This window comes from Hydrogenophaga sp. (genome assembly GCF_011772445.1).
Lineage (GTDB): Bacteria > Pseudomonadota > Gammaproteobacteria > Burkholderiales > Burkholderiaceae_C > Hydrogenophaga.
This window is the reverse complement of record NZ_WVZN01000025.1, coordinates 29,396-40,791: the sequence shown is the minus strand read 5'-3', so window position 1 is coordinate 40,791 and position 11,396 is coordinate 29,396. Positions and strand designations below refer to the sequence as shown.

Here is an 11,396-nt window from a genome sequence, read left to right as displayed (position 1 = left end):
GGCCCTCGGCTACAAGCCTCCGGCCTCCCGGCTCTCCGGGAACAACCTATTGCAACTCAACACCTAGAACGCCTCTTCCGGCAGCGCCGCGCAGGTCGCATCGCGCCGGCTCACCACCCCGAGCCAGGCGCCGATCTTCGGCAGCTCGTAGTGGAAGAAGAAGCGCATCGCGCCCAGCCGGCCGGTGCGCGCCGGGCCGTCGGGCGCGGCGTGCGCGGCCAGGGCCACGTCGAGCCAGATCCAGGCCAGCACGGTGTGGCCGAAGGCCTGCAGGTAGGGCACGGCGTTGGCCAGAGCCTCGGCCGGCTGGCCGGTGGCCCAGGCGGCCTTGGTGGCTGCGCCCACCTGAGCCAGCGCCTGGCCCAGGGCATTGCCATGCACCGCCAGGTCGGGCACGTGCATGGCGCGCTCGATGGTGCCGTTGATGCGCTGCGCCAGCAGTTGCAGGCCGCGGCCGTTCTCCATCAGCACCTTGCGGCCCAGCAGGTCCATGGCCTGGATGCCGTGCGTGCCCTCGTGGATCATGTTCAGGCGGTTGTCGCGCCAGTACTGCTCCACCGGGAAATCGCGCGTGTAGCCGTAGCCGCCGTGCACCTGGATGGCCAGGCTGTTGGCCTCCAGGCACCACTCGCTGGGCCAGCTCTTGGCGATGGGCGTGAGCACCTCCAGCAGCAGCCGCGCCTCGTCGGCGGCCTCGGGCGCGCCGGTGTGCTGCTCGTCGACCAGGCGCGCGCAGTACAGCTCCAGCGCCAGCGCGCCCTCGCAGTAGCTCTTCTGGGCCAGCAGCATGCGCTTCACATCGGCGTGTTCGATGATGCGGCTCTGCGGCCTGGAAGGGTCCTTGCCCTCGGGCCCCACGGGGCGGCCTTGCGGGCGGTTCTTCGCGTAGTCGAGGGACGCGTGGTAACCCGCCATGCCCAGCATGGTGGCGGCCATGCCCACGCCGATGCGGGCCTCGTTCATCATGTGGAACATGCAGCGCAGGCCCTCGCCGGGCTGGCCGACGAGGTAGCCGATGGCGCCCGCCCCGCGGCCGTCCAGGCCGCTTGCGCCATCCGCGCGTGCGGGGAACTTGCCTTCGCCAAAGTTGAGCAGCGTGTTGGTGGTGCCGCGCCAGCCGCACTTGTGGTTCAGGCCGGCCAGGGCCACGTCGTTGCGCTCGCCGGTCAGCTTCGCGTCCGCGTCCACCAGTTTCTTGGGCACGATGAAGAGTGAGATGCCTTTGACGCCTGGCGGCAACTTGCCATCCGGCCCCGGAATCTTCGCCAGCACCAGGTGAATGATGTTCTCGGTGAGCTCGTGCTCGCCGGCCGAGATCCACATCTTGTTGCCCTTGAGCCGAAAGCGCGGGCCCAGCGGGTCGCTCATGAAGTCATCGCCATCGGGCACGGCGCGCGTGGCCACGTCGCTCAGGCTGGAGCCGGCCTGCGGCTCGCTCAGGCACATGGTGCCGGACCAGCGGCCCGAGAACTCATTGAGCGCGAACACGCGCTTCTGCGTCTCGGTGCCGTGCGCCATCAGCAGGTTGGCGTTGCCCACGGTGAGCATGCCGCTGCCGATGCTGACCGAGGCCATGGCGAAGAAGGCGTTGGCCGCCGCCTCCACCGTGTAAGGCAACTGCATGCCGCCGATCGCATAGTCCTGCGCGGCACTGAGCATGCCGCTCTCGGCGTAGGCCTTCTGCGCGTCGTGCGTGGCCTGCGGCAGGACCACGCGCTCGCCATCGAAATGCGGCTCCTGCGTGTCCACCGTGCGGTTGAAGGGCGCGTACTTCTCGCGCGCGATGCGCTCGCAGGTGTCGAGCACCGCGTCGAAGGTCTCACGGCTGTGGTCGGCGAAGCGCTCGCGCTGGTTCAGGGATTCGACCCCGAGCCAGTCATTCAGAAGGAAGTCGACGGTGGGGCGAAGGGACATGGGTTCTCCATCAGTCAGACAGAACGAAGGCCGGCATCCGGAGCGCGTGTCTGAACCCAGGATGCCGTGGATCCGGCTTTGCCGGTCCACAGGCATCGCCCCCCTCCGGGGGGTGACGCGAAGCGGCGCGGGGGGCGTTGTGCGACCGCGCAACGCGCGGCGTCACAACACTTCAAATACTCCTGCAGCGCCCATGCCGCCGCCGATGCACATCGTCACGCACACGTGCTTGGCGCCGCGGCGCTTGCCCTCGATCAGCGCGTGGCCGGTGAGGCGCTGGCCCGACACGCCGTAGGGGTGGCCGACCGCGATCGCGCCGCCGTTGACGTTCAGGCGCTCGTCCGGGATGCCGAGCTTGTCGCGGCAGTAGATCACCTGCACCGCGAAGGCCTCGTTGAGCTCCCACAGGTCGATGTCGCTCACCTTCAGGCCCAGCTTCTTGAGCAGCTTGGGCACCGCGAAGACCGGGCCGATGCCCATCTCGTCGGGTTCGCAACCGGCCACGGCGAAGCCGAGGAAGCGGCCGATGGGCTTGAGGTTCTTCGAGGCGGCGTACTGCTCGCTCACCACCACGCAGGCGCCCGCGCCGTCGCTGAACTGGCTGGCGTTGCCGGCCGAGATGACACCCCCGGGCAGCGCCGGCTTGATGCCGCTGATGCCTTCCTTGGTCGTGCCCTCGCGCAGGCCCTCGTCGGCGCTCACGGTCACCTTCTTGGTGATGAGGCCCATGACCTTGTCAGCCACGCCTGCGGTCACCGTGATCGGCGCGATCTCGTCGTTGAACTTGCCGGCGGCCTGGGCCGCGCAGGCCTTCTGCTGGCTGGCGGCGCCGTACTCGTCCATCGCGTCGCGGCTGATGTTGTAGCGCTTGGCCACCTGCTCGGCGGTCTGCAGCATGCTCCAGTAGATCTCGGGTTTCTTCTTGTCCAGCTCGAGGTCGCGCAGCATGTGCATGTTCATCTCCTGCTGCACGCAGGAGATGCTCTCCACGCCACCGGCCACGTAGACATCGCCCTCACCCGCGATCACGCGCTGGGCGGCCATGGCGATGGTCTGCAGGCCCGAGGAGCAGAAGCGGTTGACGGTCATGCCCGAGACGCTCACGGGCAGGTCGGCCATCAGGGCGATCTGGCGCGCGATGTTGGCACCGGTGGCGCCCTCGGGGTTGGCGCAGCCCATGATCACGTCCTCGACGGCGGCGCCCTCCACGCCCGCGCGCTCCAGCGCGGCGCGAACGGCGTGGCCACCCAGGGTGGCGCCATGGGTCATGTTGAAGGCGCCCTTCCAGCTCTTGGTCAGCGGCGTGCGGGCGGTGGAAACGATGACGGCGTTGCTCATGTGATATCTCCTGATTCGATCGCGGCCATCAGCCGTTGAAGTTCTTGCCTTCGGCCACCAGGCGCTGGATCAGCGGCGCGGGTTCCCAGAATTTCGCGTCGTCCAGCGGGTTCTTCTGGAAGCGCTTCATGGCCTGCGCCACGTTGAACAGGCCCACCTCGTCCGCATACTTCAGCGGGCCGCCGCGGTGCACCGGGAAGCCGTAGCCGAAGATGTAGACCACGTCGATGTCGCTGGGCTTGTTGGCGATGCCCTCTTCCAGGATGTGCGCGGCCTCGTTCACCAGCGAGAACACCAGGCGCTGCACGATCTCCTCGTCGGAGATCTTGCGCGGCGTGATGCCCAGCGCCTTGCGGTGCTCGGCGATCATCTGCTCCACCTCGGCGTTGGGAATGGCGTCGCGCTTGCCGGGCACGTAGTCGTACCAGCCCTTGCCCACCTTCTGGCCGAAGCGGCCCTTCTCGCACAGCAGGTCGGCGGTCTTGCTGTACTTCATGTCGGGCTTCTCGGTGTAGCGGCGCTTGCGGATCGCCCAGCCGATGTCGTTGCCGGCCAGATCGCCCATGCGGAACGGGCCCATGGCAAAGCCGAACTTCTCGATGGCGCGGTCCACCTGCGCCGGGGTGCAGCCCTCGTCGAGCAGGAAGCCGCCCTGGCGGCCGTACTGCTCGATCATGCGGTTGCCGATGAAGCCGTCGCACACGCCGGAGACCACCGCCGTCTTCTTGATCTTCTTGGCCACGGCCATCACGGTGGCCATCACGTCCTTGGCGGTCTTGTCGCCACGCACCACCTCCAGCAGCTTCATCACGTTGGCCGGGCTGAAGAAGTGCAGGCCCACCACGTCCTGCGGGCGCTTGGTGAAGTTGGCGATCTTGTTGACGTCCAGCGTGGAGGTGTTGGACGCGAGGATGGCGCCGGGCTTCATCACCTCGTCGAGCTTCTTGAACACCGTCTCCTTGACGCCGATCTCCTCGAACACGGCCTCGATCACGAGGTCGGCGTCCTTGATGTCGTTGTAGTCCACCGTGGTCTTGAGCAGGCCCATGCGCTGGTCGAGCTTGTCCTGCTTGAGCTTGCCCTTCTTGACCTGCGCCTCGTAGTTGCCGCGCATCACGCCCACGCCACGGTCCAGGGCTTCCTGCTTCATCTCCAGGATGGTCACAGGAATGCCCGCGTTGAGGAAGTTCATGGAGATGCCGCCACCCATGGTGCCGGCGCCGATGACGGCGACCTTCTCGATCTTGCGCTGCGGCGTGTCTTCCGGCACGTCGGGGATCTTGCTCGCGGCGCGCTCGGCCATGAACAGGTGACGCAGCGCGCGGCACTCGGGCGTCCACATCAGGTTGATGAACATCTCGCGCTCGGTGAGCATGCCCTGGTCGAACTTCTGCCTGGTGGCGGCTTCCACCGCGTCCACGCACTTGGCCGGCGCGGGGAAGTTCTTGGCCATGCCCTTGACCATGTTGCGCGCGAACTGGAAGTAGGCGTCACCGTCCTTGTGCTTGCAGGGCAGGTGGCGCACCAGCGGCAGCGGGCTGCCGTCGGCGTGCTTCGCCGCCACTTCCTTCGCAAAGGCCATCGCTTCGTCGAGCAGCTTCTCGGGGCTGCTGGCCATCCTGTCGAACAGCTTCTGGCCAGGCAGTTGCGCGAGCATCTCGCTCTTCACCGGCTCGCCGCTGACGATCATGTTGAGCGCGGCCTCCACGCCCAGCACGCGCGGCAGGCGCTGCGTGCCACCGGCGCCGGGGATCAGGCCCAGCTTGACTTCGGGCAGCGCGATGTTGGCGCCCGGCGCGGCGATGCGGTAGTGGCAACCCAGGGAGAGCTCGAGCCCACCGCCCATGGCCACGCTGTGGATGGCGGCCACCACGGGCTTGCTGCAGTTCTCCACCGCCAGGATCACGCTCAGCAGGTTGGGTTCGGCCAGCGCCTTGGGCGTGCCGAACTCCTTGATGTCCGCGCCGCCCGAAAACGCCTTGCCTGCGCCCGTGAGCACGACGGCCTTGACGGCCGGGTCGGCCTGCGCCTGTTCCAGCCCGGCCGTGATGCCCTGGCGCGTGGCCAGGCCCAGGCCATTGACCGGCGGGTTGTTGAGCGTGATCAGCGCGATGTCTCCATGGACCTTGTACTCAGCCGTCATGTGGGTTCCTTCGATGGCGGTTTGGGGAAAAGAACGGTCGTTCGATTTTGACATTCTAGAAAGGCACCTCCAGGGCGCCAACCGCGTTTGTCGCGGGTGGGACAAAACACGCGGGCGGACGTTATCGCTACGTGTGACGCCACGCGGAATCAAAACGAATACGGCGGTGCTAATCGCCCCCGAAACGTTCGCCGCCTGCTTCAAAAGCCGAAGCAGCGCGCGGACCGACAGACAGCGTCTGCCGCACGCGACACCAGGCTTTCACGACTCCTGCGTGAGACATGCGCGATTGACAATGTCCAAGTGCCAACTTTGGCACACCTTGCTGCCACCGCCCATCGCTTTTCGTTTGGAGAATTCCCATGGACCTGATCAAGAACCTCACCACTGTCACATCCCCCCCTGGCGCGCGCGTCCTCGGTCAGCCCGTCGTCCCGTGGTCCGCGCCGGGCGTCACACCCTGGCAGGCGCCCGAGCCGCTGAGCGCCCTCGTGCTGCCCACACGCGCCGACCGCATGCGCATCGCCCACCTGCGCGACCTGGCCGACTTCAAGTCCGAGTACCTGCTGGACCCCGGCCTGGCCGCCCTGGAAGACAACAAGGACGACGCGGGCGTGGTCATGGCCCTGATGCGCGGCCACGAAGCCATCGCCACCATCCGCTTCATTCCCTCGGGCCATGGCCTGACGCTGACCGAGCGCTTCTGGGCCGACCTGGTCACCGATCCCGCCATCCTGGGCCGCAACAGCTGGGAGGTGGGCCGCCTGGTGATGGCGCCCGAGCACCGCCGCGCCGATCTGCTGACGCCGCTGCTGCGCCTGTCGCTGATGGAGCTGATGCGCCGCGAGCACGTGGACCACATGCACGGCTCCTGCGTGATGCGCATGACGCGCCTGTACCGCCGCTTCGGCTTCCAGATCCACGCCTTGCGCAGTCAGGCCGGCCTGGACTGCGCGCTGGTCCACGCGTCCGTCGAGGCGTCCATGCGGGCCTTCCACATCGACGAACCCGTGACGGCGCCGGCCCCGCTGGAATCCGCCAGCGAAGCACTGCTGCTACAGTGACCCGCGCGCCGGCGGCCACCGCCGGCGCGCCCCACTCCCTGGATGGCAAGGGAGGTGACACCGACAGGCGAGGAAACGCATGCGCAAACGCGGGGGGAGCCTTTTCGACCGCTACCGGGCCCACCACGAGCTGGACCGGCCGCTGCTGCAATGGATCGGCGTTGTGGGCGTCATCGCCTTTCCCGTGCTGTACGTGCTGCGCCGCGCCGCGGGAGACGGCGGCTACGACGACCTGTGGTGGCGCCTGCCCGCCGTCGTGCTCTGCCTGGGTCTGGCACTGCGCCGCTGGTGGCCCGAGCGCCTGAAGCCCTACTACATCGCGTATTCCTGGTGGGTGGTCTTCTACTCGCTGTCCTTCCTGATGTCGTACACCATGCTGCTCAACGGGGGCGGCACACCCTTCGTGGTGAACATGGTGATGTGCACGGTGCTCATCGTGCTGCTGGCCGATTGGCGCAACAGTGTCACCATCCTGTTGCTCGGTTACGCGCTCGCGCTGGGCCTGTACTTCGTCTTCGACCCCAACCCCGCCGTGCCGCGCGACTTCGTCTTCGCCGCGGGCGGATCCGCCTTGCTGGTGGCCGGCGGCGCCTTGTCGCAACAAGGCCAGAAGCGCGTCGAACTCGAGCGCATGCGCCGCGTCTACATCGGTCTGGCCGGCTCTGTCGCGCACGAGATGCGCACGCCCCTGGCGCAGGTGCGCCACGCGCTCGACAACATCGCCAATGCCATCGGCGGTCGCGGCGCCGACCAGTCGGTCGCTCTCGCGCAAAGCCAGGTGCAGCAGTTGCGGGCCAATGTCCAACAGGGTCACGAGGCCATCGCACGCGGGCTGCAGGCGATCGAGATCACGCTCAAGCAACTGCAACCGGACGCGCCCGACCAGGGCCGCTTGCACACCCTCTCGGCCGCCGAGACCGTGCACAGGGCGGTGCAGCACTTCGCCTTCGATGCCGCCGAACACCGCGAGCGCGTGCAGGTCGTGGTGGAGCAGGACTTCCGCTTCCGTGGCGACCCCACGGCGGTGGAACTGGTGTTCTTCAACCTGCTGAAGAACGCGCTGTACTACGCGCCTGTGCACCCGGACATGACGGTGCGGCTCACGGTCACCACCCGGCCCGTGCCCAGCGTCTTGGTTCGTGACAGCGGACCGGGCATCGTGCCCGAGTTCGTGCCGCACCTGTTCGAGGAATTCCAGACCACCGGCAAGGCCGAAGGCACGGGCCTGGGCCTGTCCTTCTGCCGCCGCGTCATGCGCGGCCTGGGCGGGGACATCGAATGCCGCTCCGAATGGGGCCGCTTCACCGAATTCACGCTGCGCTTTCCGCTGGCGCCCGCGGGCGCGCCGGTCACCACCGTGGCACCGGCCAGCGTCTCGCTCGCCGGGCGCAGCGTGCTCATCGTCGACGACCAGCCGCTCAACCGCACCATCGCGCGCGCCCTGGTGGGCGAGCTGGGCCTCACCGTGCTGGAGGCCGAACACGGCCAGCAGGCGCTGGACATGCTGGAGGCCGGCCAGTTGCCCGACGCGATCCTCATGGACATCAACATGCCCGGGCTCGACGGCATCGCCGCCACGCGGCGCCTGCGTGCCATGGCCGGCGATGCGGGCCGCGTGCCCGTGCTGGCGCTCACCGCCAATGATTCACCCACCGTGCAGGCCCGCGCCCGCGAGGCCGGCATGCAGGGTGTGCTGGGCAAACCCATCGACCCGACGGCGCTGCAGCGCGCGCTGAGCGCGGCACTGGAAGGCCGCAGCACCGCGCCGGTGCCCCCCACGCCGGCGCCGGCGGCCGAGCTGCTGAACACCGCGCGCATCGAGAACTTCCGCCGCCTGGGCCTGCTGGACGACCTGCTGCCACGCGCCCTGCTGGACCTGCGGCGCCACGTGCAGTCGCTGGAGCAGGCGGCCGCCGCCAGCGACCGCGAGTCGGTGTCGGCTTCGCTGCATGCGCTGGTGGGCCTGGCCGGCGAGGTCGGCGCCCAGACGCTGCACGCGCGCTCGCGCGAGCGCTACGCCGCCTGGCTGGAAGGCCAGCGGCCCACGGGCACCGCCTGGGCCCGCGAACTGCGCGAACTGCTCGAGGCCACCGAACGCGCGCTGTGGCAGTACTGCGGCGTGCGGGCAGGCGCCACGCCCGACCCGGCACCGCCGACCTGAGCCGGACTCAGACCTCCAGCCACTCCTTGCGCACCGCCGGGTCGGCCTTCAACTGTTCCGGGGTGCCGTCGAAGACGATGCTGCCGTGCCCCATCACCAGGGCGCGGTCGGAGATGCGCATGGCGATGGTGAGTTTCTGCTCGATCAGCAGCACCGACACGCCGCGCGCCTTGAGTGCCTGCAGGTACTCGGCCACCAGTTCCACGATCTTGGGGGCCAGGCCCTCGGTGGGCTCGTCGATCATGATCAGGTCCGGGTCGCCCATCAGCGTGCGGCACATGGTCAGCATCTGCTGCTCGCCGCCGGAGAGCACGCCGGCCTCGGTGTGCTGGCGCTCCTTCAGGCGCGGGAACATGGCGTACATGTCGTCGAAGCCCCAGCGCGAGCCCTTGCCCGCGCCCTTCTGGCCGAGCATGAGGTTCTGGTGCACCGTGAGCGTGGGGAAGATGTCGCGGTTCTCGGGCACATAGCCCAGGCCCAGGTGGGCCACCTCGTAGGCCTTGCGGCCCACGATCTCCTGGCCCTTCCACGACACGCTGCCTTCGCAGTCCACCAGGCCCATCACGGCCTTGGCGGTGGTGGAGCGGCCCGATCCGTTGCGGCCCAGCAGCGCCACGATCTCGCCGGCGCGCACCTCGAAGTCCACGCCATGCAGGACGTGGCTCTTGCCGTAGTAGGCGTGCAGGTTCTCGATCTTCAGCATGGTCAGTGCCCCGCTTCCTGCGCTTCGGCCACATGGGAACCCAGGTAGGCCTCCTGCACGCGCTCGTTCGCCCGCACCGCGTCGGGCGTGTCGAAGGCCAGCACCTCGCCGTACACCACCACGGCGATGCGGTCGGCCAGGCCGAACACCACCCCCATGTCGTGCTCCACGGTCAGCAGGGTCTTGCCTTCGGTCACTTCCTTGATGAGCGCGATGAAGCGGCTGGTTTCGCTCTTGCTCATGCCGGCCGTGGGCTCGTCGAGCAGGATCACGTTGGCGCCACCGGCGATGGTGATGCCGATCTCCAGCGCGCGCTGTTCGGCGTAGGTGAGGTTCATGGCCAGCACGTCGCGCTTGCGGTCGAGCTGGATCATGTGCAGCAACTGCTCGGCGCGTTCGTTCGCGTCGGTCAGGTCGGCCAGGAACTTCAGGAAGGTGTAGCGGTAGCCCAGGCTCCACAGCACCCCGCAGCGCAGGTTCTCGAACACGCTGAGCTTGGGGAAGATGTTGGTGATCTGGAAGCTGCGCGACAGGCCCGCGCGGTTGATCTCGAAGGGTCGCTTGCCGTCGATGCGCTGGCCGTTGAGCAGCACCTGGCCACTGGTGGGAGCGAAGCGCCCGCTGATGAGGTTGAACAGCGTGGACTTGCCCGCGCCGTTGGGGCCGATGATGCCCACGCGCTCGCCGGGCCGCACGGCCAGGTTCACGCCGCGGATGATCTCGGTCTTGCCGAAGCTCTTGCGCAGGTCTTTCAGTTCCAGCGCCGGGGTGGGTGCGGGTCCGCTCACGCCGCCTCCTTCTGCTTGATCTGGTTTTCGATGTCTTCCTGGATCGCGCCCCAGCGGCGCGCGAAGCGCTTGCGCGTGAGCTCGAACAGGCCGAAGCCCACCGCCGCGACCAGCACCGCGCCGATCCAGCTCGCCCAGCCGCGCGCGTGCAGCGTCAGGCCCAGGAAGTTCAGTTCGTCGCCCAGCGTGGTGCTGAGCTGCAGGTGGTAGACCATCTCGATGATGGCCGCCGCGCCCAGCAGCATCACCACGGTGGCGGCGATGAGCGCGAGGTAGCTGCCGGTGAGTTCGCGCAGGCGGCCGTACGCGGCCACGCGAACGTTCATCATGATGAGCGCCGCGATGCCGCCGGGCGCGTACATCACCATGAAGAGGAAGATGAGCCCCAGGTACAGCAGCCAGGCGTTGGTGAGCTCCGACAGCAGGATCAGCGCCAGCACCATCAGCACGCCGCCGATGATGGGCCCGAAGAAGAAGGTGGCGCCGCCCAGGAAGGTGAACAGCAGGTAGGCGCCCGAGCGCGCGGCGCCCACCACCTCGGCCGTGACGATCTCGAAGTTGAGCGCGGCCAGGCCGCCCGAGATGCCGGCGAAGAAGCCCGCGATGATGAAGGCCAGGTAGCGCACCTTCTGCGTGTCGTAGCCCACGAACTCCACTCGCTCGGGGTTGTCGCGCACGGCGTTGAGCATGCGGCCCAGCGGCGTGCGCGTGAAGGCGTACATGAGCGCCACGCAAACGAAGGTGTAGACCGCGATGAGGTAGTACACCTGCCGCTGCGGCCCGAAGGTGATGCCCATGAAGGGCTCGCCCGCCATGCGGTCGCCCGAGACGCCGCCTTCCCCGCCGAAGAACTCGGGAATCATGAGCGAGAGCGCGAACACCAGCTCGCCCAGGCCCAGCGTGATCATGGCGAAGGTGGTGCCCGACTTGCGCGTGGTGACGTAGCCGAACAGCACCGCGAAGAACAGGCCCGCCAGGCCGCCCACGATGGGGATCAGCGACACGGGCATCTGCATGGCGCCTTCGGTGACCCGGTTGAGCGCATGGATGGCCATGAACGAACCCAGGCCGGTGTAGACCGCGTGCCCGAAGCTGAGCATGCCGCCCTGCCCCAGCAGCATGTTGTAGGACAGGCAGGCGATGATGGCGATGCCCATCTGCGAGAGCACCGTCAGGCCCAGGCCGCTGCCCCAGATGAGCGGCGCGATGGCGAGCAGCAGGGCAAAGCCGCCCCAGATGGCCATGCGCGACGCATGCCCAGGTCGAACCGGGAGGTACCGCGGAA

General features: G+C 68.1%; 8 protein-coding genes. 2 read left to right on the top strand and 6 right to left on the bottom strand.

Annotation, left to right across the window (positions count from 1 at the left end; genetic code table 11):
- Positions 1-63 precede the first annotated feature (63 nt).
- The 3 genes from GTO19_RS11280 to GTO19_RS11270 form a co-directional block, all read right to left on the bottom strand.
- A complete protein-coding gene (locus GTO19_RS11280) occupies positions 64-1,914 on the bottom strand; it encodes an acyl-CoA dehydrogenase (RefSeq protein ID WP_291022233.1) in 1,851 nt (616 codons plus the stop codon).
- Positions 1,915-2,076: 162 nt separating this feature from the next.
- Positions 2,077-3,252: an acetyl-CoA C-acyltransferase gene (locus GTO19_RS11275; protein WP_291022230.1), complete on the bottom strand. Its 1,176-nt coding sequence runs from the start codon at positions 3,250-3,252 to the stop codon at positions 2,077-2,079.
- A gap of 28 nt (positions 3,253-3,280) precedes the next feature.
- Positions 3,281-5,395 carry a 3-hydroxyacyl-CoA dehydrogenase NAD-binding domain-containing protein gene (locus GTO19_RS11270; protein WP_291022228.1) on the bottom strand — a complete coding sequence of 705 codons (2,115 nt, stop codon included), beginning with the start codon at positions 5,393-5,395 and terminating at the stop codon, positions 3,281-3,283.
- 362 nt (positions 5,396-5,757) lie between these two features.
- Between GTO19_RS11270 and GTO19_RS11265 the strand changes: the two genes are divergently transcribed.
- Positions 5,758-6,459 carry a hypothetical protein gene (locus tag GTO19_RS11265; protein WP_291022226.1) on the top strand — a complete coding sequence of 234 codons (702 nt, stop codon included), beginning with the start codon at positions 5,758-5,760 and terminating at the stop codon, positions 6,457-6,459.
- Positions 6,460-6,538: 79 nt separating this feature from the next.
- A complete protein-coding gene (locus GTO19_RS11260; RefSeq protein ID WP_291022225.1) occupies positions 6,539-8,620 on the top strand; it encodes a response regulator in 2,082 nt (693 codons plus the stop codon).
- Positions 8,621-8,627: 7 nt separating this feature from the next.
- Here the strand turns inward: GTO19_RS11260 and GTO19_RS11255 are convergent, their stop codons facing one another.
- The 3 genes from GTO19_RS11255 to GTO19_RS11245 are packed head-to-tail and all read right to left on the bottom strand — an operon-like array spanning position 8,628 to position 11,355.
- The gene (locus tag GTO19_RS11255) at positions 8,628-9,323 is read right to left on the bottom strand and encodes an ABC transporter ATP-binding protein (RefSeq protein ID WP_291022223.1); all 696 of its coding nucleotides are present in this window, start codon (positions 9,321-9,323) and stop codon (positions 8,628-8,630) included.
- Positions 9,324-9,325: 2 nt separating this feature from the next.
- Complete coding sequence (locus GTO19_RS11250) at positions 9,326-10,111, bottom strand: ABC transporter ATP-binding protein (RefSeq protein WP_291022221.1); 786 nt, start codon at positions 10,109-10,111, stop codon at positions 9,326-9,328.
- Positions 10,108-11,355 (bottom strand): branched-chain amino acid ABC transporter permease, encoded by a 1,248-nt coding sequence (locus tag GTO19_RS11245; RefSeq protein ID WP_291022219.1) that lies wholly within the window; start codon positions 11,353-11,355, stop codon positions 10,108-10,110. Before GTO19_RS11245 ends, GTO19_RS11250 begins: the two co-directional genes overlap by 4 nt.
- Positions 11,356-11,396 lie beyond the last annotated feature (41 nt).